15 protein-coding genes are annotated in these 21,398 nt (G+C 59.2%); 11 read left to right on the top strand and 4 right to left on the bottom strand.

What is annotated here, in order from left to right; translation table 11 throughout:
- Nucleotides 1-32: 32 nt before the first annotated feature.
- On the bottom strand, nt 33-2,864 hold the full coding sequence (locus tag ABJ076_RS03600) for a [protein-PII] uridylyltransferase (RefSeq protein WP_348186257.1): 2,832 nt from the start codon (nt 2,862-2,864) through the stop codon (nt 33-35).
- Nucleotides 2,865-3,020: 156 nt separating this feature from the next.
- On the opposite strand from ABJ076_RS03600, the gene ABJ076_RS03595 reads away from it, so the two are divergent.
- Nucleotides 3,021-4,214, top strand: coding sequence for an FAD-binding oxidoreductase (locus ABJ076_RS03595; RefSeq protein ID WP_348186259.1), 1,194 nt, complete (start codon nt 3,021-3,023; stop codon nt 4,212-4,214).
- Here the strand turns inward: ABJ076_RS03595 and mutS are convergent.
- The gene (gene mutS, locus ABJ076_RS03590) at nt 4,211-6,856 is read right to left on the bottom strand and encodes a DNA mismatch repair protein MutS (protein WP_348186972.1); all 2,646 of its coding nucleotides are present in this window, start codon (nt 6,854-6,856) and stop codon (nt 4,211-4,213) included. The genes ABJ076_RS03595 and mutS overlap by 4 nt on opposite strands.
- Before the next feature lie 330 nt (nt 6,857-7,186).
- On the opposite strand from mutS, the gene ABJ076_RS03585 reads away from it, so the two are divergent.
- The 8 genes from ABJ076_RS03585 (at nt 7,187) to phoB (ending at nt 17,428) form a co-directional block, all read left to right on the top strand.
- Complete coding sequence (locus ABJ076_RS03585) at nt 7,187-9,451, top strand: NADP-dependent malic enzyme (protein WP_348186261.1); 2,265 nt, start codon at nt 7,187-7,189, stop codon at nt 9,449-9,451.
- Between the two features lie 202 nt (nt 9,452-9,653).
- Nucleotides 9,654-11,150 carry an ATP-binding protein gene (locus tag ABJ076_RS03580; protein ID WP_348186263.1) on the top strand — a complete coding sequence of 499 codons (1,497 nt, stop codon included), beginning with the start codon at nt 9,654-9,656 and terminating at the stop codon, nt 11,148-11,150.
- A gap of 120 nt (nt 11,151-11,270) precedes the next feature.
- On the top strand, nt 11,271-12,311 hold the full coding sequence (locus tag ABJ076_RS03575; protein ID WP_348186265.1) for a substrate-binding domain-containing protein: 1,041 nt from the start codon (nt 11,271-11,273) through the stop codon (nt 12,309-12,311).
- A gap of 139 nt (nt 12,312-12,450) precedes the next feature.
- A complete protein-coding gene (gene pstC, locus ABJ076_RS03570; RefSeq protein WP_348186267.1) occupies nt 12,451-13,833 on the top strand; it encodes a phosphate ABC transporter permease subunit PstC in 1,383 nt (460 codons plus the stop codon).
- Nucleotides 13,834-13,840: 7 nt separating this feature from the next.
- The gene (gene pstA / locus ABJ076_RS03565; protein WP_348186974.1) at nt 13,841-15,139 is read left to right on the top strand and encodes a phosphate ABC transporter permease PstA; all 1,299 of its coding nucleotides are present in this window, start codon (nt 13,841-13,843) and stop codon (nt 15,137-15,139) included.
- A 28-nt stretch (nt 15,140-15,167) separates the two neighbouring features.
- On the top strand, nt 15,168-15,959 hold the full coding sequence (pstB, locus tag ABJ076_RS03560; RefSeq protein WP_348186976.1) for a phosphate ABC transporter ATP-binding protein PstB: 792 nt from the start codon (nt 15,168-15,170) through the stop codon (nt 15,957-15,959).
- Nucleotides 15,960-15,980: 21 nt separating this feature from the next.
- Complete coding sequence (gene phoU, locus ABJ076_RS03555; protein ID WP_348186269.1) at nt 15,981-16,694, top strand: phosphate signaling complex protein PhoU; 714 nt, start codon at nt 15,981-15,983, stop codon at nt 16,692-16,694.
- Between the two features lie 26 nt (nt 16,695-16,720).
- Nucleotides 16,721-17,428, top strand: coding sequence for a phosphate regulon transcriptional regulator PhoB (phoB, locus tag ABJ076_RS03550; protein WP_348186271.1), 708 nt, complete (start codon nt 16,721-16,723; stop codon nt 17,426-17,428).
- Nucleotides 17,429-17,452: 24 nt separating this feature from the next.
- Here phoB and ABJ076_RS03545 read toward each other — a convergent pair whose 3' ends face one another.
- Together ABJ076_RS03545 and ABJ076_RS03540 are read right to left on the bottom strand one after the other, a co-directional pair.
- Nucleotides 17,453-18,778 carry an AmpG family muropeptide MFS transporter gene (locus ABJ076_RS03545; RefSeq protein ID WP_348186273.1) on the bottom strand — a complete coding sequence of 442 codons (1,326 nt, stop codon included), beginning with the start codon at nt 18,776-18,778 and terminating at the stop codon, nt 17,453-17,455.
- Nucleotides 18,771-19,763: an adenosine kinase gene (locus tag ABJ076_RS03540; protein ID WP_348186275.1), complete on the bottom strand. Its 993-nt coding sequence runs from the start codon at nt 19,761-19,763 to the stop codon at nt 18,771-18,773. Before ABJ076_RS03540 ends, ABJ076_RS03545 begins: the two co-directional genes overlap by 8 nt.
- 250 nt (nt 19,764-20,013) lie before the next feature.
- Here ABJ076_RS03540 and ABJ076_RS03535 point away from each other — a divergent pair, with 250 nt between their 5' ends.
- Together ABJ076_RS03535 and ABJ076_RS03530 are read left to right on the top strand one after the other, a co-directional pair.
- Nucleotides 20,014-20,682, top strand: coding sequence for an EI24 domain-containing protein (locus ABJ076_RS03535; protein WP_348186277.1), 669 nt, complete (start codon nt 20,014-20,016; stop codon nt 20,680-20,682).
- 257 nt (nt 20,683-20,939) lie between these two features.
- Nucleotides 20,940-21,386 (top strand): polymer-forming cytoskeletal protein, encoded by a 447-nt coding sequence (locus tag ABJ076_RS03530; RefSeq protein ID WP_348186279.1) that lies wholly within the window; start codon nt 20,940-20,942, stop codon nt 21,384-21,386.
- Nucleotides 21,387-21,398 lie beyond the last annotated feature (12 nt).

Here is a 21,398-nt window from a genome sequence, read left to right as displayed (position 1 = left end):
GATGCGCGTCAATCTGGGCATGAAAGCGGCATTCAAGACACACTACTTTCGCCCGACGGCGGAGATGCTGCGTCCTCGGCCAAGGCTGTCAGCAATGCGCTGCGGATTTCCTGGATCCGTGTCTCAGAATCAATTTTAAGCCCGAACAGGTCCTTCACGTAGAACACGTCGACAAAGCTCTCCCCATAAGTCGAAATTTTGGCAGAGGAGATCTGCAGCTTGATCTCCCGGAGCGCCCGCGCGATCCGGTAGAGCACACCGGGACGGTCCGTTGCGTTCACCTCAATCACGGTATGGGTCACGCTTGCCTTATTGTCGATCAGCACACGGGTAGGGATCTTCATGACCCTGGCCCGGCGTTCGATGTTACGCCGGCGCTTCACCAGTTCGGACAGAAGGTTCAGCCGTCCTGTCAGAGCCTGTTCAATGGCAACGGAGAGTTTTGCCAGCTTGTCCGGTCGGTCGAAGGCCTTGCGATCCTCGTCTTGGATCCAGAACACATCCAGCGCCATACCATTGCTAAAGGTGGCAATACGCGCATCCACGATGCTCGCGCCGGAAACCGCCATTGCCCCGGTCACCCGCGAGAACAGGCCCGGGTGGTCAGTGGTGTAGACAGTGATTTCCGTCACCTCACGGGCGGTATCGACACGGCTTTCTACCGCAAGGTCACGCTGTTCGGCCTCGGCTGCATGCACCATGCGGGCATGGCGTACATGAGCTTGAGAGTCAAAAGCCAGCCAATAGTCCGGATAGCCGAGCGCCTGATGCCCCTCGATTTCCTCTTGCGACCATTCTGGCAGCATTTCCGCCAGAGCATTCTTGGCTTCTTCAGTGCGCCTTTTGCGGCCCGCTTCTTCGCCAAGGCCCGAGAGCGTGCCGTCCGCCGCCCAGTAAAGCTCGCGCAGCAACGCCGCCTTCCAGCCGTTCCAGACATTCGGGCCAACCGCCCGGATATCGGCGACGGTCAGCACCAGAAGCAAACGCAGCCGTTCCGGCGACTGCACGATGGCGGAGAAATCCTGCACGGTCTTCGGATCGTTCACATCGCGCTTGAAAGCCGCATAGGTCATCAGCAGATGCCACCGCACCAGCCAGGCGACGGTCTCGGTTTCCTCATCAGTGAGCCCCAGTCTCGGGCACAAACGGCGGGCTACGCGCTCACCAAGCTTGGAATGGTCCCCGCCGCGCCCCTTGGCAATATCGTGCAGAAAGACGGCAACATAGAGCGCCCGGCGCGACAGCACCTTGTGCACGACCTCGCTGGCAATCGGCGCCGCATCAGCCAGCTCACCCTTCTCTATCTTGTGCAGGATACCGAGCATGACGATGGTGTGCTCGTCGACCGTATAGACATGGTACATGTCGTATTGCATCTGGGCGACCACCCGCCCAAAATCCGGCACGAATCGGCCGAGAACCTGGGCTTCATTCATCCGCCGGAAGATCCGCTCCGGCCCCTGCGGAGCCTCCAGCATCTCGACAAAAAGACGATTCGCCTCCTCGTTCTTCCGCAATTCCTTGTCGATTTTCTTCAGATTCTGCGTCACCAGGCGAAGCGCATAAGGGTGCAGTTCCAGATCGCACTTCTGGGCCGTGTGAAAGAAGCGGATCAGATTGACCGGATCGCGGGCAAACATGTCATCGTCGGTGACGTTGAGACGGTCTCCGTCTACTCGAAAATCGCCAACATCAAGTTTGCGGGAAAACGCCCAGGAGAGCCTGAGGCGTGGCCGTTTCTGGTTTTCCGCCTCGATATTGGCGCAGAAGATCCGCGTCAGGTCGCCCACATCTTTTGAGGTCAGGTAATAGTGTTTCATGAAGCGCTCGACCGCGACCGCTCCGGCCCGGTTGGTATAGCCCATGCGCTTCGCGATCTCGGTCTGAAGATCGACAGTCAGGCGTTCCTCACCCCTGCCGGTCAGATAGTGCAAATGGCAACGGATGGTCCAGAGCATCTTCTGGGCCTTAGCAAACTTCCGGGCCTCTGCCGCCGTCAGCACGCCCCGGTCAACGAGATCCTTCACCTTGTCGACCTTGTAAACGTACTTGCCGATCCAGAACAGGCGGTGCAAATCACGCAACCCGCCCTTGCCCTCCTTGATGTTCGGTTCGATAACGTAACGGCTATCGCCGAGCCGTTCGTGCCGCTCTTCCGCCTCCGCCAGCTTGGCCTCGACGAATTCCATGGCGGTGCCAGTTTCGACATCCTTGCGGAAACGCTCGCGCAGATCGGCAAAAAGGGGCTCTGAGCCCCAGAGGTAGCGCAATTCGAGCAGCGAAGTACGGATCGTCATATCCGCCTTTGCCTGCCGCACGCATTCATCTACGGAGCGGGTGGAGTGGCCGACTTTCAGCCGCAAATCCCAGAGCAGATAGAGACTATATTCAACAACTTGCTCACTATATGGCGTCTGCTTGTAGGGCAGCAGGAAGAGCAGATCCAGATCGGAAAACGGCGCCATCTCCCCGCGGCCATATCCGCCAACCGCCGCAATGCAGATCTGCTCGCCGTGAGTCGGGTTGGCGTTCTTGTAGATCTTCTTTGTTGCCGTCTCAGCAATCCTGTGAACGAGCACATCCATCAGGTAGGCGTTGGCCCGGATCGCCTCGGCACCGTCATTGCTATCAAGAAACCGTCTCTCTATCTCGGAACGGCCTTCATCAAGGCTCCGGCGCAACAGCGCCAGCAGTTCGATGCGGAAGTTTTCTGGTTTATCCGCTGCCTCCCACAAGGCGTCGACGGCCTTTTCGAGCTCCAGCGGATCGACAATTTTCTTACGGCTTTTGATTTTCGGAGACGGCGTGACGATAGCAGCATCCGTTACCGGTTCGCTCACCGGCAGTGTCTGATCGGAAGCCATATAACCCTCACACCTCGCGTAAACCCTTAACGAACATTAGTGCACTTTGTCTGGCCGCGCCATGTCCAGCGGTGGTTTGACACAGGCTGGACGCGCGAAGTGCTGAGGGATATGAGGAACATGGTTTGTTACCCTGATTCCCCGGAGTGCAGCGCCTTGGCAGGTCACCAAAACAGCGATGTCATCATCATCGGAGGCGGCGTGATCGGCAGCGCGATCGCATATTTTCTTGCCTCCAACCCTTCGGGACCCAGCACTATTACCGTGATCGAGCGAGACCCGACATACGAGAGCGCATCAACGCCGCGCTCCGCTGGCGGCATCCGCCAGCAATTCTCCAACCCCGAAAACATCGAGATCGGCCTTTTCGGACATCATTTTGTGACCAACCTCCCGGAATATCTGTCCGTTGATGGTGAATGCCCTGACCCCGGCTTCCGAGAGGGCGGCTATCTGTTCCTTGCAGGACCGGACGGGCAGGAGATTCTTCGCCAGAACCACGAGGAGCAGGCTCGCCACGGATGCGAAATTGATCTGCTTGATCTTGTTTCACTTGAGAAACAATTCCCCTGGCTCAATCTTGACGGCATTGTCGGCGCCGCATTCGGTCGTAAAGGCGAGGGCTGGATAGACCCGAACACCCTGATGCAGGCTTTCAAGCGCAAGGCCCGCAGCCTCGGGGTTCAATATCTCGCGGGCGAAGTCATCGCTCTGGAGCATAATTACAGCCACATCGCGGCGGTTATCCTCGGAGATGGGCAACGCATTGCAGCGGGCATCGTTGTTAATGCAGCGGGCGCAAATGCAGGCAAGGTCGCGGCTCTGGCAGGTGTCGCGCTGCCGGTCTCCCCCCGCAAACGCAATGTCTTCGTCTTCGATTGCCGTGAGCCGCTGGACCCGGCGATACCTCTGCTGATCGACCCGACCGGCGTTTATGTCCGGCCCGAGAGCGGCGGGTATATCTGCGGGGTTTCACCCCCTGCAGATCAGGATCAGGACGGGGACACGAACGACCTGGATGTCGATTATCACTGGTTCGAGGAAGTGATCTGGCCGACCCTCGCACACAGGATATCAGCCTTTGAAGCGATCAAGCTGTCCGGGGCGTGGGCCGGATATTACGATTACAACAGTGTCGATCAGAACGGTATTGTCGGCGCCCACCCCGCGCTTGTGAATTTCTATTTCGCCAACGGTTTTTCCGGCCATGGCCTGCAACAGGCTCCGGCCGTTGGCCGGGCGATGGCGGAACTACTGATCTCGGGCGCATTCAGAACCATTGACCTGTCCCGCTTCTGCTTCGAGCGGTTCGAAAGCGGCGCCCTGGTTCTGGAACGTAATATCGTCTAATTCTTCTGCTCTCGTAACGAAATCAGCTCGTACAGCAGGTCGAGCGCCTCACGCGGCGTGAGGTCGTCCGGGCGGATCTCCGAGAGTCGCGCTTCCAACGGGCTGACCCGTTTCTGCGCCTGAGGCTTTGCCGGCGCCATTGCCTGAAACAACGGCAACTCCTCGGCGAGGCTGGAAGCGGTACTCGACGCCTTGCTTTGTTCCAAAAGCTTCAGCACTTCCTCCGCCCGCGCGACCACCGCCGGCGGCAAACCAGCCAGTTTGGCAACATGGATGCCGTAAGAACGGTCCGCCGCACCGGGTACCACCTCATGCAGGAAGACGACATCGTCGTTCCATTCCTTGATGCGCATGGTGTGGCAGGAAAGGCTGCCGAGCTTCGCTTCAAGGCCCGTCAGCTCATGATAGTGGGTCGCGAAAAGAGCCCGCGCCCGGCTGATTTCGTGCAGATGTTCAACCGTCGCCCAGGCAATGGACAAGCCGTCAAAAGTCGCCGTGCCCCTGCCAATTTCGTCGAGAATGACCAGCGAACGCTCCGTCGCCTGATTGAGAATGGTGGCTGTTTCAACCATCTCGACCATGAAGGTGGAGCGGCCACGGGCGAGATCATCAGCAGCACCCACCCGGCTGAACAGACGGTCGACAACACCGATATGAGCGGCTTCCGCCGGGACGAAGGACCCGGCCTGCGCCATCAGGGCAATCAGGGCATTCTGGCGCAGAAATGTACTTTTACCGGCCATGTTCGGGCCAGTGATGAGCCAGAGGCGCTGCGCATCTTCAAGCACGCAATCGTTCGGGACAAACCCGCTGTCTCCGGGGTTGAGTGCCTCGACCACCGGATGCCGTCCGCCACGGATCTCAAAGGCGACAGAGCCATCCACCTCGGGACGGCAATAACGGCGCTCGACGGCAAGCTCCGCCAGCGCGGTCGCCACATCAAGCCGGGCCAGCGCTGCAGCCGCCAGCGAAATCGGTGCCGCTTCAGCTAGGATCGCCTCGACCAACTCGTTGAAATGCCCCTGCTCCAGCGCGACGGCCTTGTCAGCCGCCTGAGACAAATCACGTTCCAGCTCACCCAGTTCCACGGTGCTGAACCGCACGGCATTCGCCATGGTCTGGCGGTGAATGAAATTCTCCCGGCCTATCAGCTTCTCGCCATGCGCCGCCGTGACTTCGATGAAATACCCAAGCACATTGTTGTGCTTGATCTTCAGTGCACTGACTCCTGTTTCGGCTGCGTAACGGGCTTGCAGACCGGCAATCAGACGCCTGCTCTCGTCCCGCAGGGAGCGCAGCCGGTCCAGCTCAGGCGCGTAGCCGGACGCGATGAATCCGCCGTCGCGGGCAAGCAGCGGCAACTCGGCCGCCAAGGCCCGGGTCAACCGGTCGACCAGCACCTCGTGATAGCCGAGCTCCTCGAAGATCGTCCGCGCCTCCTCGGGCGCACCACCCGCGTCGCCGGTCAAGCCGCCCGCCATAGTATCGGCTCGGGCCAACTGATCTCGCAGCGGGCCGGTTCCGGCCAAGCCATCACGGATCGCCGCTAGATCGCGCGGACCGCCTCGCCCAAGCGCGACACGGGAAAGCGCGCGCTCCACGTCCGGCAAAGCCCTCAGTGTCTCGCGGATCTCTCCGCGCAGCCGTTCACCTTCGCGGAAATGCGCCACTGCATCGAGACGGCGGCCAATTTCCCCGACATCCGTCACCGGCGCGGAAAGACGCTGGGCCAGCAAGCGCCCACCGGCACCTGTCACCGTGCGGTCTATGACATTCAGCAGCGCGCCACGCTTCTCGCCACTAAGGGTCCGCAGAATCTCAAGGTTCCGCCTTGTCGAAGCATCAATCTCGACAAGGCCGCCAGCCTGCCAGCGGCGCGGCGGCAGCAGGCGCGGCATGGAGCCGATCTGAGTCAGCTCCAGATAATCGACCAGGGCACCGGCTGCCGCCAATTCAGCCCTTTCAAAGGCTCCGAAGCCTTCAAGTGACGAGACTTCGAACAGTGCCTCGAGCCGTTTGCGCCCATTCTCGCTGTCGAACCGGCTGGCAGGCTGGGGTACTGCCGCCGCGCGCCAGTCTTCAAGAGCGTTGCCGAGACTGCTTGACGGCTCCATCAGTGTGTCAGGAACCAGCAGCTCGCTGGGGCCGACCCGGGCAAGAGCCGCGCCAAGGCCGTTCATCGCCACCGGCTGGGCATGAAAGTCGCCCGTCGACACATCGATCCAGGCCAGCCCAAGGCCACCCTGCGCCATAGCCAGGGCTGCGAGATAATTGTTGCTGCGGGCATCAAGCAGAGCGTCTTCGGTGATAGTTCCGGGCGTGACCACGCGCACCACGTCCCGCTTCACCACCGATTTTGCCCCGCGTTTTTTTGCTTCCGACGGGTCTTCCGTCTGCTCGCAAATAGCAACCCGGTAGCCCTTGCGGATCAGGCGCGCCAGATATCCTTCCGCAGCATGATACGGCACGCCGCACATCGGAATCGGCTCGCCGCCATGCTGCCCTCGTTTCGTTAACGTAATATCGAGCGCGGCCGCCGCAGCTTCGGCATCCTCGAAGAACATCTCGTAGAAATCTCCCATCCGGTAGAATAGGAGAGCGTCCGGATGAGCATCCTTGACCGCAAAATATTGCTGGAACATCGGCGTTGCCGCCGTGCGGTCATGCGAGGCAGCCCCAGAGGTGGCAGTCTGCCCGTCCCCTGTCTGCGGATTTGCTGTAGAGATCGTGTTCACTGCCAAAAAGTCGCTAAGGTCGGATGATTTCGGGAAAAGGCGGCGACCATAACACGACGTTCGAGGCAACTTCCAATGCCGAACGACACCTGTTTTCCTACATTTATGGAACGTCTTCCCATGATATGAAATTACCCGTGGCATAAGCCGGGCCTATCGTTCAGTAATCGGGGTTCAAAATGTCCTGCGCGGACCGATGGCGGTCTGCCAAAAAACAAAGCTCTTGGGGGAAGCGTCATGGATGATGCGAAGCGCATGCTTGAGACTGAAGCACTTGAATTTCATGCCTCCGGCCGCCCCGGTAAACTCGAAATCGCCGCGACCAAAAATCTGACGACGCAGCGCGATCTGGCCCTCGCCTACTCTCCGGGCGTAGCCTACCCGTGCCTTGCGATCAACAAGGACGAGAGCAAGGCCTACGAATACACGGCCAAAGGCAATATCGTCGCCGTCATCTCGAACGGCACTGCAGTGCTCGGCCTCGGCGATATTGGCGCACAAGCCGCAAAGCCGGTGATGGAAGGCAAGGCGGTGCTGTTCAAGCGGTTCGCCGACATCGATGGTTTCGATCTTGAGGTCGATACCAAGGATGTCGAGGAATTCGTGAATTCCGTCCGCTTCCTCGGCAAGACCTTCGGCGGCATCAACCTCGAAGACATCAAGGCCCCGGACTGCTTCATCATCGAGCAGCGCCTGAAAGAGTTGATGGACATCCCCGTCTTTCACGACGACCAGCATGGCACAGCGATCATCACCGCCGCCGGGATGATTAACGCACTGGACCTGACCGGCCGCTCGCTCGAAAACTCCAAGATGGTGGTGAACGGCGCCGGTTCCGCTGCCATTGCCTGCGTCGAACTGCTCAAATCCATGGGTATGAAGGACGAGAACGTCATCCTGTGCGACAGCCGCGGCGTGATCTACCAAGGCCGCGAGGGCGGCATGAACCAGTGGAAATCGAAGCATGCCGTCGACACCCCGATGCGCACGCTTGCCGAAGCGATCAAGGGCGCGGACATTTTCTGCGGCCTCTCCGCGAAGGACGCCATGACCCAGGACATGGTGAAAGACATGGCCGACCGGCCAATCATCTTCGCAATGGCCAACCCGGACCCGGAAATCACCCCCGAAGACGTTGCCGCCGTCCGCTCAGACGCCATCGTCGCCACCGGCAGGTCTGACTATCCGAACCAGGTCAACAACGTGCTCGGCTTCCCCTACATCTTCCGTGGCGCCCTCGATGTCAGAGCGAGCGAGATCAATGACGAGATGAAGATCGCCGCCGCAAACGCACTGGCGGAACTTGCCCGCGAGGATGTGCCGGACGAGGTCGGCAAAGCCTACGGCCGTACGTTGCATTACGGTGAGGGCTACATCATTCCCGCTCCGTTCGATCCGCGCCTGATCGTCAAGGTGTCCTCCGCCGTGGCCCAGGCAGCGATGGATACCGGCGTTGCCCGCAACCCGATTGCAGACATGGACGCCTACCGGGCCGAGCTCGGTGCACGGCTCGATCCGACGTCCTCAAGCCTGCAGGTCATTTTCGACCGCATCCGTGCCAATCCGAAGCGCGTCGTCTTCGCCGAGGGTGAAGAGGAGCGGGTGATCCGCGCCGCCGTCACATTCCGGAATGGCGGCTACGGCATTCCGGTGCTGGTCGGCCGGGAAGATGTGATCAAAGAGAAGATCACCGAGCTCGGCATCAAGGGCGCCGAGACGCTGGAGATCAACAACGCCAAACTCTCGGAACACAACGAAGCCTATACGGAGATGCTCTATAAGCGCCTGCAGCGCAAAGGGCATATCCAGCGCGACTGCCAGCGCATGGTCCACCAAGACCGTAATGTGTTCGGCGCCTGCATGGTTGCCTCCGGGCATGCGGAGGCGATGGTGACCGGCCTGACGCGGAATTTCGGCGTGACCCACGAATATGTCACCCGCGTGCTCGATCCGAAGCCGGGTCAGCAGCTGATGACCTATTCCATCGTCATCAATCGGGGTCGCACGATCTTCATCAGCGACACCAACGTGAACGAGCTGCCAAGCGCTGAAGAACTTGCAGATATCGCGGTGCAGACTGCGGAGCATGCCCGTTCCTTTGGTCATACACCGCGTGTCGCACTGCTCTCATTCTCGAACTTCGGCTATCCGCCGCGCGAGAAGGCCGTGCGGATCCGCGATGCGGTCGCCATCCTCGACGCGCGTGGTGTCGATTTCGAATATGACGGCGAAATGTCTGCGGATATCGCCCTCGATTACGAGGCAATGAAGCGGAACTATCCGTTCTGTCGTCTTACCGGCCCGGCCAATGTTCTGGTCATGCCAGCCCTGCATTCCGCCAACATCACCTACAAGATGTTGCAGTCGATGAGCGGCGCCGCCGTCATCGGGCCGATGCTGGTCGGACTAGAGAAGCCGGTTCAGATCGTCCAGATGAGCGCGACCGTCACTGACCTGGTCAACGCCGCGGCCATCGCTGCCCATACGGCCATCGGAGACTAGACCTTTCTCCACATTGATCCGCCTTTCGCGCCATAATTGGCGCGAAAGGCCTCTATTTTTGCATTTTTCAGCCTATTTTAGTCTGGGGTCCGTATTTTCCGACCCGTATGATAGAAACTGTCATACGACAGGCGCTAGAGATTGCGTTCAATGCGCAAGAATGCTGGCCAGCCGTCCCAGAACCGCCAATTGATAAAAACCGATGAGCGAACAGCCGATCGATACGGATTCCACAGCCAAGAACGACAGTCCCGCAGCCCTGCCGCTTTGGGATGTGTTCCGTGGCGGTTTGGTCGTCTCGATGCCAGCCGCAATCGCACTCGGCGGGATTACAGCCCTGGACGCCGTCGAGCCATGGCATGCCGTAGGCGCCTGGATCGTGTCATTGATGGTGGCTATGGGGATCGTGCGGCGGCATTACAGCCTGCTGGACGCCATTAAGCGCCATATCCAGCGCCGTGCAGGGTCCAGTGCGCCCGAACGTGCCTCGAAGGCTGGCGACGTGCTGGACAATATCGCTGACGGGATTGGGGAAACCTCGGAACTCGCCGCCGCACTGACCCGCCTGTTCCGGGTGACGGCTGACCGACGGACACAACTTCAGGCGTTGAATGAGCGCCATGTCTCGATCATAGACAACATCCCTGATCCGCTGATTTTCCTGAACGCCAAAGGCCGCGTTCAAAGTATGAACAAGGCTGCCCGGGACCGTTTTGGCGGCCGCGTCATGGGGCGCGAGCTCTCCCATGTCGCTCGGGACCCCGCTTTGCTTGAGGCCGGCAACGCTGTACTTGCCCAAGGCGGGCACCGGATGGTGGAGATCTCTATCTCGGATCCTGTGCATCAGGTTTTTACTGTCCGGATAGAAGCCCTCCCCGACGAGCAGGACGAGCAACGCTCGGCCTTGGTTATTTTCCGGGACCTGACCGAAATCCGACGGATCGAAAGCATGCGCGTCGATTTCGTCGCCAATGTCAGCCATGAGCTACGAACACCGCTGGCGACCCTGCATGGCTTTATCGAGACCTTGCGCGGGCCGGCACGGGACGATCTGGACGCGCATGAGCGGTTTCTTGAGATCATGGAGCAACAGACCAGCCGCATGACCCGGCTGGTGACGGACCTGCTGTCACTCTCCCGGATCGAGACAGCCGAGCATACGGCTCCGAATGAAGAAGTGGCGCTACGTCCGCTGGCAGAGCATCTGACCGCGGCCGCGGAGCTCACTGCGGCACGACGCGGAATCGGCATCGTCCTCGATATCCATCCCGATCTTCCGACCCTCATCGCCAACAGTGATGAAATCTCCCAGGTACTGCAAAACCTTCTGGAAAACGCGATCAAATATGGCCGCGACCAAAGTGTCGTAACCATCCGGGCCGAAATTGCCGGAGACCTGCCCGCATCGATCAGCCTGCAGGCTGAGAATCTCGTCGCGATCCAGGTATCCGACGAGGGCGAGGGCATCCCGAGGGAACACATCCCGCGCCTGACCGAACGCTTCTATCGTGTGGACACCGCTCGCTCTCGGGAAATGGGCGGAACCGGCCTCGGCCTGGCCATCGTGAAGCACATTATCAGCCGCCACCGCGGCGCCCTCACGATCGACAGCAAGGTCGGCGAAGGCAGCACTTTCACGGCCTATATTCCATGCAAGGCACCTGCCGTCACAAAGGCGCAACCTTTCGCCGCCGGTTGAAATAAAACCTTCACATATTCGTAGTATTTAGGACTCCTGACAGGCGTAGGTAACGGGGCGACCCGGCCTGCAATGTGCCGGGCCTGATCGATCACACTCCTTTGTCCCGGAGGCAAAATCGTGCTTAGGAACTCAATTATCAAGGCTATCCCGCTCGCTCTCGCCGGCGTTATCGCTGTTACAGCTGCCGCAGAAGCCCGCGACCAGATCCGTATCGTCGGGTCCTCGACCGTATTCCCGTTCTCCACGACCGTTGCAGAAACGTTCGGCAAGACCAGTGGCTTCAAGACGCCAGTCGTCGAGAGCACCGGCTCCGGTGGCGGTCTGAAGCTGTTCTGCTCCGGTGTTGGCGTCCAGCATCCGGACATCACCAACGCTTCGCGCCGGATCAAGAAGTCCGAGGTCGAGCTTTGCGCCAAGAACGGCGTTGCCGACATCGTTGAAGTGAAGATCGGTTTTGACGGCATCGTCATCGGCAACTCCAAGAGCGGACCGGAATTCAACCTGACTAAACAGCAGATCTTCCTGGCGCTCGCCGCCGAAGTTCCTGTTGACGGTAAACTGGTCAAGAACCCGTTTAACAACTGGTCCGAAATCGATTCATCACTGCCGAACGAGCCGATCGAAGTGCTCGGCCCGCCGCCGACGTCCGGTACCCGCGACGCTTTCGTCGAACTGGCCATGCGCCCTGGCGCCAAGTCCTTCCCGGACCTGAAAGCCCTGCGCAAAAAAGACAAAAGAGCCTTCCGCGCGATTTCCGATACCATGCGCGAAGACGGCAAATTCATTGAGGCTGGCGAGAACGACAACCTGATCGTTCAGAAGCTGCAGGCCAATCCGGTCGCGATGGGCATCTTCGGCTTCAGCTTCCTCGACCAGAATAGTGACAAGATCAAAGGCGCGACCGTTGCCGGCAAACAGCCGACCTTTGAAAACATCGCTTCCGGTGAATATGGCATTTCCCGCTCCCTGTACTTTTATGTGAAATCCGCGCATATCGGTGTGGTTCCGGGCATTCAGGAGTATGTCGCTGAGTTCACCAGCGAAAAAGCCATCGGCGATGAAGGATATCTGACCGACAAGGGCTTGATCCCGCTGCCGGGAGCCGACCGCGAAAAGTATCGCGCGGCCGCTGCCAACAAGACCAACCTGACCATGTAATTGGTCACGGGAGAGGCGGTCTGCCGCCTCTCCCCTGTCTTTATGGACCCGCACGAAACCGTGGATCCATAAAAACAGGCATTTATTCGGCCCGGCACCTCCAGCCACGGCCAATAGCAACCTCCGCCGGCGGGGCACTATGAACAGCTTCTTTCTTATTCTGGTTGTCATCGGACTGTCGGTTGCCGGCTACGCGGTCGGCCGGGCCAGATCCGTTTTCGCCGCGTCGGGAGATGTCCGTATCCTACACTCACTGCCAAGCTACTACGGAATGTTCGTGGCGCTCGGTTGCGGGTTGCCCGCGATACTTCTGCTGGCGATCTGGCTAATCGTCCAGCCGCAGATCGTCGATCACATGGTGATGTCGGGCCTTGATGCGTCGATCATGCCGCAAAATGCGGACGAATACTCACTGATGCTGACAGATATCCGGAACCTCTCCAGCGGCAACGCAGTCAGCCGTGAGGCCAGCCCGGCTATCGTCGCCGCCACCGAACGCTATCTGGCGCTGCAATCCATCGGCTTCTGGTCCATGGTCGCCAGCGTCGTCTGCATCGCATTGCTTGGTCTCGCCTGGGCCCGCTCCCAGATCAGCCGCAAATTCCGGGCGCGTAATGCGGTCGAGAAAATCATTCGCGGGCTGCTGATTATCTGCTCCATGATCGCGATCCTGACGACCGTCGGCATCGTCATGTCGCTGATCTTCGAAAGCATCCGGTTCTTCGCCCGCGTCCCCTTCTTCGACTTCCTGTTCGGCATTCACTGGAGCCCGCAGACGGCAATCCGCGCCGAGCAGGTCGGTGCCTCCGGCAGCTTCGGCGCCGTCCCACTTTTCGCCGGGACGATGCTGATCACTCTGATCGCGATGCTGGTCGCGGGTCCGATCGGTCTGCTCTCCGCGATCTACATGGCGGAATATGCAAATCCCAAATTCCGCGCTATTGCCAAGCCGATGCTGGAAGTGCTGGCCGGTATTCCGACTGTCGTCTACGGCTTCTTCGCCGCTCTGACAGTCGCGCCGCTGATCCGCGGCTGGGGCGAGGGTGTTGGGCTCGATGTTTCATCGGAAAGCGCGCTTGCGGCAGGCCTGGTCATGGGCATTATGATCATTCCTTTCGTCTCGTCGCTTTCGGACGACGTCATCAACTCGGTACCGCAATCGCTGCGCGACGGCTCATACGGACTTGGCGCAACAAAGTCCGAGACCATCCGGCATGTGATTATTCCGGCCGCCCTTCCCGGCATCGTCGGCGCTTTTCTGCTGGCCGTCTCCCGCGCTATCGGCGAGACCATGATCGTGGTGATGGCCGCCGGCCTCGCCTCGAACCTGACAGCGAACCCGTTTGAAGCCGTCACCACGGTGACGGTGCAGATCGTCACCTTGCTGGTCGGCGATCAGGAATTCGACTCTGCCAAGACGCTCGCGGCCTTCGCCCTCGGTCTTGTGCTGTTCTTCGTCACCCTCGGTCTGAATGTGGTCGCCCTGCGGGTGGTCCGGAAATATCGGGAAAAATATGACTGACGCGATCATGAATTCGAAATCAGGTACCGAGATCCGCCGGCCGACTCTTTCCGAAGACCGGCTGAAAAAGCGCTACGCAGCGGAACGCCGTTTCCGGATGTACGGTCTGGGCAGCATTATTGCCGCCGGTCTGATGCTGGTATTCCTCGTCGGAAGCATCTCCGGAACGGGCTATAGCGCTTTCCTGCAGACATACATCAAGCTGAATATCTCGTTCGATCCGGAATATCTCGATCCAGCCGGCACGGGAGACGTAGCCCAGCTCAAAACCGCCGATTATGGCGGACTGATCAAGAAGAACCTGCGCGATAACTTTCCGGAGGTCACCGGCCGAAAAGACAAACGGAAGCTGTATAACTTCGTCTCGCCGAATGCCGGTTTTGTCTTGCGGGATATGGTGATCGAAGACCCGGCTTTGGTAGGGCAGACTTTCGACCTCTGGGTCAAGGCATCCGACGACATCGACATGCTGACCAAGGGCTATGTCGATCGCACTCTTGAGGAAAGCAACCGCCGGGTCACCAATACCGAGCTCACCTGGTACGATAAGCTGGACTCGAACGATCGCATTGAAACGCGCTTCAATACCGATTTCTTTACGAACGCAGACAGCCGCGAGCCGGAAGAAGCGGGAATCCTTGGCGCGGTGACAGGTTCCTTGCTGACCTTGGTGATCACGCTGCTTCTGTCCTTCCCCATCGGAGTGATGGCGGCGATTTATCTTGAGGAATTCGCGCCGAAAAACAAATGGACCGACTTGATCGAGGTGAACATCAACAACCTCGCAGCGGTGCCGTCCATCGTGTTCGGTCTGCTAGGTCTCGCGATGTTCCTGAATTTCTTCGGCTTCCCCCGCTCCGCCCCGCTGGTCGGCGGCATGGTGCTGGCACTGATGACATTGCCGACCATTATCATTGCATCCCGCTCCGCTCTGAAAGCAGTGCCGCCCTCTATCCGCGAAGCGGCACTCGGGCTTGGTGCATCGCCATTGCAGGTAGTGACCCATCATGTGTTGCCGTTGGCTATGCCCGGTATCCTGACCGGCACCATCATCGGCATGGCCCAGGCGCTGGGCGAGACCGCACCGCTGCTGATGATTGGCATGATCGCCTTTATCGTCGACGTCCCCGGCGGCTTCACAGATCCGGCAACCGTGCTGCCGGTGCAGATCTATCTCTGGGCGGACAGCCCCGAGCGCGCCTTTGTAGAGCGGACGTCCGCCGCCATCATGGTGCTGCTTGCGTTCCTTATTTTCATGAACATTTTGGCCGTCATGCTTCGCAAGAAGTTCGAGCGGCGCTGGTAGAGGTAATTCCATGAGCGATAAGAAAAAGATGGCTAAGTCCGATGCCTCCCCGGCACCGAATGCCAAGCCGAAGATGAAGGGCGACAAGGTCAAGGTCTTCTATGGTGAGAAGCAGGCCTTGATGGATGTCGACCTGGACATCAAATCAAACGAGGTTACAGCACTGATCGGACCGTCCGGTTGCGGCAAATCTACCTTTTTGCGCTGCCTCAACCGGATGAACGACGTCATCGATATCTGCCGCGTCGAAGGCAAGATCACCCTCGACGATGAGGATATATATGACTCCAGTCTCGACCCGGTGCAGCTCCGCGCCCGCGTCGGTATGGTGTTCCAGAAACCGAACCCGTTCCCGAAATCGATCTACGACAATGTCGCCTATGGTCCGCGCATTCACGGCACGGCACAGAGCAAGGCCGACATCGATGAGATCGTCGAATCCAGCCTCACTAAGGCAGGTCTCTTCGGCGAAGTGAAAGATCGTCTGCTGGAGCCCGGTACTGGCCTATCAGGCGGCCAACAGCAGCGTCTCTGCATTGCCCGCGCAATTGCGGTCAATCCGGAAGTGATCCTGATGGACGAGCCCTGCTCGGCCCTTGATCCGATCGCGACTGCGAAGATCGAAGAACTTATCGACGAGCTGCGCGAGAACTACACCATCGTAATCGTGACCCACTCCATGCAGCAGGCCGCTCGGGTTTCCCAGCGTACTGCCTTCTTCCATCTGGGTGAACTGGTTGAGGTTGGCGATACCGAGCAGATCTTCACAAACCCGAACGACTCCCGCACGCAGGGCTACATTACCGGTCGGTTCGGCTAAGAGGCCTCAGATTTTAAAGCCATGGATGGAAACAACCACATAGTCAGTTCGTTCGGCGAAGAACTTGAGGCTCTGAAAGCCAAGATTGCCCAGATGGGCGGGCTGGTTGAGAGTCAATGTGAATCGGCCGTGCGCGCCGTGCACCGACGGGACCAGACTTTAGCCCAGCGAGTGCGCGAGGCGGACGGACGGATTGATGAGCTGGAGTCCGAAGTCGAGGCTATGAGTCTCCGGCTTCTGGCGTTGCGTCAGCCGCTCGGCGGGGACCTACGTACCGTCGTTGCCAGCCTGAAAATCGTCAGCGATCTTGAGCGTATTGGCGATTACGCTGCGAATATTGGTAAGCGGGCCGTTGTGCTGAGCAGCCTTCCCGAAATTCCACCGGCCAACGGCATCCTGCGGATCGGCGGTCTTGTGCAGTCCCTGATCAAGGACGTGCTGGACGCCTATACGGATGACAATCTTGAGCTTGCAGTGGCTGCCTGGCATCGGGACGAGGATATCGACGAGCTTTACACGAGCCTGTTCCGCGAACTTTTGACTTACATGATGGAGGATCCGCGGAACATCACAGCATCCACCCATCTCCTATTCATCGCAAAGAATTTGGAACGCATGGGCGATCACGCAACCAACATCGCCGAGACCGTGCATTTCCAGATCAAAGGCACGAAAATGCAGGCCGACCGCCCCAAAGGCGAGGATGCCAGCTACGTCGTGACGATGCCCGAATAAGCGTTCATATCGAGAGTTAGTGTCCTATGAACATGATGAGTCCCAAAATCCTGATCGTGGAGGACGAAGCCCCTATCGTCACTCTGCTGCGATACAACCTTGAGCGGGAAGGGTTCGAAGTCCTTGAAGCGGGCGATGGCGAAGAAGCCATACTGCTGGCCATGGAGAAAACCCCCGATCTGATCCTGCTGGACTGGATGTTGCCGCTTCTCTCCGGTGTCGAGGTCTGCCGCAGACTGCGCCGGACGCCCGAAACAAAGGGCGTGCCGGTGATCATGCTGACAGCGCGCGGCGATGAGGGTGACCGGATCCGTGGCCTCAATGCAGGCGCGGACGATTATATCACCAAACCTTTCAGCCCGAGCGAGCTGATCGCCCGCATCCGCGCCGTGCTGCGCCGGACACGGCCGGCAAGCGATGCCGAGACCCTGGAGTTCGAAGATCTCGAAATGGATCTGGCATCCCACAAGGTGCGTCGGAACAACCGGGAGATCCATCTCGGCCCGACCGAGTTCCGGCTTCTGCGCTATTTCCTTGAGCATCCGGGCCGGGTGTTTTCCCGTGAGCAGTTGCTGGATCGCGTATGGGGTCCCGACATCTATGTCGAGCCGCGTACCGTCGACGTGCATATCCGCCGTCTGCGCAAGGCCATCAATATCGAAGCCGAGTCCGACCTTATCCGTACGGTTCGCTCTGCCGGATACGCTCTCGACCGGTCGACCACCCCGGCCTGACCCGGTCGCCGGCCCTGCCGGTAACTAGTTTGCCTGCTTTCCGCCGGACACAGGCCCCGGCGGAAACATCCGCATCAGCACCAGCAGCAGGATCAAACCGGGCACGGCAATCGCCGTCGATGCAAGGAAGAATCCGATCCAGCCAATGTTATCTGTCACCCAGCCGCCGCCGGAGCTGAGGATCGTGCGCCCGAAGGCCATGAAGGACGAGAGCAAGGCGAACTGCGTCGCCGTGAAAGCGATGTTCGTAAGGCTTGAGAGATAGGCAACAAAGGCCGCCGTTCCCATCCCGCCTGTGAAGTTCTCGACTCCAATCGTGGCCGTCAGCATCCAGAGATCGTGCCCCGCAACGGCCTGCCCGACGAACACCAGGTTCGATAGAGCCTGCAGAACGCCGCAGACCAGCAGCGCTCTCAGGAGCCCCATATGCTTTACCAGAGCACCGCCTGCGAACAATCCCGCCAGCAGAGCGACAAGACCAAAAACCTTGGTAACCTGTGCAATCTCCGTCTTCGTGAAACCGAGATCGATATAAAACGGATTGGTGAGCGTGCCGAGGAATGCATCCCCAAGCTTGTAGAACAGGATAAAGGCAAGGATTAGCAATGCTCCGCGCCGAAGCAGAAATTCCGAGAAAGGGGCGATAATGGCCCGACGAGCCCAATCGAGAGCTGATTGTTTCTCGTGGTCCATTTCGGCATCGGCAACCACGCTGGCTTCAGGCTCCGGACTCGCAAGAACAGTCAAGAGCCCGACAAGCATAAGGCCGGCCATGGCAATATAGGCAATGAACCAGCCGACTGCGTCCGCCAAGAACAGCGCGCCGGCCCCGGCGGCGAGGACGCCGATACGGTATCCGAATGTATAAGCTGCCGCTCCCGCCCCCTGTTCTTCCTCTGGAAGCGTCTCGATCCGGTAAGCGTCGACAACAATGTCCTGGCTGGCGGAGAAAAAGGTCACCGCAACTGCCATCGTCGCCATTAGTGCGGGACTGGCCAGCGGGTCAGTGCCGCCAAGCAGAATGATCGACAGCATAAGGCAGAGCTGAGTGAAGATCAGCCAGCCACGGCGGCGGCCGAACAGGTGGCCGAGGATCGGCACCTTCAGACTGTCCATCACCGGCGCCCAGATGAATTTCAGCGTATAGGGCGTCCCGACCAATGCGAACAGGCCGATAGTGGTCAGATCCACACCGGATTCACGCATCCAGGCGCTGAGCGTGGAGAAGGACAAAAGCAGCGGCAATCCGCTGGAAAACCCTAGAAGCAGAACCACCAGGACGCGGCGCCTCAGATAAAGCGCCGCCGTCTCCATAAACCAGCCCCGGGTGCGGGACAAAGTCTCAGCCAAGGCGTGCTGCCAGAAGATCTTTCAGATTGGCTTCAGGCCGGGCGCCATAGTGCGAGATGATCTCGGCCGCGGCAACACCGCCTGCTCGTCCCCAGTCAGCTGGCTCCATACCTTGGCAATAGGCATGCAGGAAACCTGCGGCGAAAAGATCGCCCGCGCCGGTCGTGTCCACCACCGTGTCCACCGGCTCAGCGTCGATCACATGGACTTCCGATTTGTGCAGAACGACAGAACCTTTTGCGCCCCGCGTGATAGCGGCCGTCTCGCAATTCTCGCGAACTTTCTGCAGCGCCTCATCGAAATCAGTCGTCTGATAAAGCGACTTAAGCTCGTCCTCGTTGGCAAACAGGATATCGACATGGTGATCGACCAACTCGAGGAAGGCATCCCGATGGCGATCGACGCAGAACGGATCGGAGAGGGTGAGCGAAACCTTGCCACCGGTCTCATGCGCCGTCCGGGCGGCCTTGACGAAAGCCTTCTTGGCTTCCGGCGGATCGAACAGATAACCTTCGAGATAAACTACCCGGCTGTCAGAGATCAGGTCCGGGTCTACATCTTCCGGGCCAAGCTGCACGCAAGCGCCAAGGAAAGTGTTCATGCTGCGCTGGGCGTCCACCGTCACCATGATCAGGGACCGGGCCGTCGGCGGACCATCCATGGTCGGCGCCGTCTCGAAGCGCACGCCAACCGCCGTGATGTCGTGCCGGAAGACCTTTCCAAGAACGTCGTCCTGCACCTTGCCGATATAGCCTGCCTTGCTGCCGAGAGAGGCGATCCCGGCCGCCGTGTTGCCGGCGGAGCCTCCGGACATTTCCATGCCAGGGCCCATCTTGCTGTAGAGCAGTTCGGCACGCTCCGCGTCGATCAGGTTCATCGCGCCTTTCTCAATGCCGTTTTCGGTCAGAAAATCGTCAGTGGCTTGAGAAAAAACGTCGACGATCGCGTTACCGATACAGGTGACATCAATGGGTTTGGCTACCATGCGGACCAGGCTCCCGGAAACAGAACGAAAAAAATGGCGGACCGGATGCCCGCTGAATGCGGCGACAAGGTACTGGAGCAGGGACAGCAAGGAAAGTCTGCTCTCGCTGAACTGCGCAACCGGTCTTGCGCATGCAGAAATCCTATGCTCTTTGCCTCAAACAGCGATGCGGCCCTCAAAAAGTATTGGGACGCACCGCCGTCGGTCCCATCTGATCCGGTGACCGCACCTGGAAGAAGAAGAGTTCGCCATGTTTTCATCCGTGACCGCCACACTCGGTCAGTTGACGGACCCCAAGCTCCGCAATCCGATTATCCTCAGTGTCATCGGCTCGATCGTGGCGATCTTCCTGCTTGGTGCCACGGTTTGGTATGTTCTCGACTGGTTTACAATTTTCGGCGGCTGGCTGGATGAAGCTGCGGCCTGGGTTGCAAGTCTGATCGTCGTGGTCCTCGGCTTTCTCTTTTTCCCCGGCGCTGCCAACATAATCTCCGGCTTGTTTCTGGATTCAGTCTGTAAGGCAGTGGAAGGAAAGCATTATCCGGCACTCGGTCCCGCACGGCCTCAGCCATTCATCGAGACCGTTCTGGAAAGCCTTAAATTTCTGGGAGTTACCGTACTCGTTAACCTTCTGCTTCTGCCCATCTATCTGCTGGTCCCCGGTCTTAATCTAGTCGTTTTCTACGGCGCGAACGGGTACCTTCTGGGTCGGGAGTTCTTCGAAATGGTCGCCATTAGGCGGCTGACTCCCGCAGAAACGAGGGAACTTCGGAAACGTAAGGCTGGGTCGGTTTTCGTCAGTGGCGTTTTCATCGCCGCGGTCATGACCATACCCATTCTGAACTTCGCCGGACCGGTCATTGCGACGGCTTTTATGCTGCATCGTTTCGAGCGCTTGCGGAATGACATGAAGAAATGATAATAAGTCATTGAGTATTAAGCTCGATGGCCAAGGTCTCTTCTGCAATTATATGAGTTGACGATCTGATGTTTCGGCGTAAAAAATCTGGCACGGACACCACCGAGCGCACGAGCCCGTCATTCGGCACCGGCGCGACAGACGAACAGAAGGTTTCCGGACCCCAGGATGGGAAATCTCCCTCGGAGGCGCGCTTGGACCCGGCGGCGCCTGTCTCCGATGAAGTCACAGCCAGGAAACCGGGCGAGGAGTCCAGAATGCAACCGAGCAAGCCTTCCTCATCGGGATTTGTGCCAGAGATCCCACGCCGGACTCTCGATCTTCCGGGCGCACCGAACCGCCGAGGCGCCGCACCGCGCAGCGAAAGCAAGAAGCTCACAGTCGGCCCCGAGATCTCGCTGACAGGTGAGATCACGGCCTGCGACAGCCTCGTCGTCGAAGGCACCGTCGATGCGACATTGGAAAACAGCCGCCAGCTCGAAGTCACCGAATCCGGCCATTTCAAGGGCAAGGTGGTCATAGACGAAGCCATCATCGGAGGCCGCTTTGAAGGCACCCTCGTGGTACGGGACGTCCTGCAGATACGCAGCACCGGTAGGGTAACCGGGTCTGTACGGTTCGGTCAGCTCGAAGTCGAACTCGGCGGCCAGATCGACGGCGATATATCCATTTTCAAAGACGAGCCTGTGAAGACGCCGGAATAAGCAGGTTAAAGC

Source organism: Nisaea sp., assembly GCF_039990255.1.
Classification (GTDB): Bacteria; Pseudomonadota; Alphaproteobacteria; order Thalassobaculales; family Thalassobaculaceae; genus Nisaea.
Note: the sequence above shows the minus strand (reverse complement) of the source record. Positions and strands in the feature narration are given on the sequence as shown.

What these genes read in the sequence shown, in the direction of transcription:
- pstA (WP_348186974.1), top strand. Translation starts at nt 13,841, where the DNA reads ATGAATTCGAAATCAGGTACCGAGATCCGCCGGCCGACTCTTTCCGAA.
- pstB (WP_348186976.1), top strand. Translation starts at nt 15,168, where the DNA reads ATGGCTAAGTCCGATGCCTCCCCGGCACCGAATGCCAAGCCGAAGATG.
- mutS (WP_348186972.1), bottom strand. Translation starts at nt 6,856, where the DNA reads ATGTTCCAGCAATATTTTGCGGTCAAGGATGCTCATCCGGACGCTCTC.
- phoU (WP_348186269.1), top strand. Translation starts at nt 15,981, where the DNA reads ATGGATGGAAACAACCACATAGTCAGTTCGTTCGGCGAAGAACTTGAG.
- ABJ076_RS03530 (WP_348186279.1), top strand. Translation starts at nt 20,940, where the DNA reads ATGCAACCGAGCAAGCCTTCCTCATCGGGATTTGTGCCAGAGATCCCA.
- ABJ076_RS03600 (WP_348186257.1), bottom strand. Translation starts at nt 2,864, where the DNA reads ATGGCTTCCGATCAGACACTGCCGGTGAGCGAACCGGTAACGGATGCT.
- ABJ076_RS03580 (WP_348186263.1), top strand. Translation starts at nt 9,654, where the DNA reads ATGAGCGAACAGCCGATCGATACGGATTCCACAGCCAAGAACGACAGT.
- phoB (WP_348186271.1), top strand. Translation starts at nt 16,721, where the DNA reads ATGAACATGATGAGTCCCAAAATCCTGATCGTGGAGGACGAAGCCCCT.
- ABJ076_RS03585 (WP_348186261.1), top strand. Translation starts at nt 7,187, where the DNA reads ATGGATGATGCGAAGCGCATGCTTGAGACTGAAGCACTTGAATTTCAT.
- pstC (WP_348186267.1), top strand. Translation starts at nt 12,451, where the DNA reads ATGAACAGCTTCTTTCTTATTCTGGTTGTCATCGGACTGTCGGTTGCC.
- ABJ076_RS03540 (WP_348186275.1), bottom strand. Translation starts at nt 19,763, where the DNA reads ATGGTAGCCAAACCCATTGATGTCACCTGTATCGGTAACGCGATCGTC.
- ABJ076_RS03535 (WP_348186277.1), top strand. Translation starts at nt 20,014, where the DNA reads ATGTTTTCATCCGTGACCGCCACACTCGGTCAGTTGACGGACCCCAAG.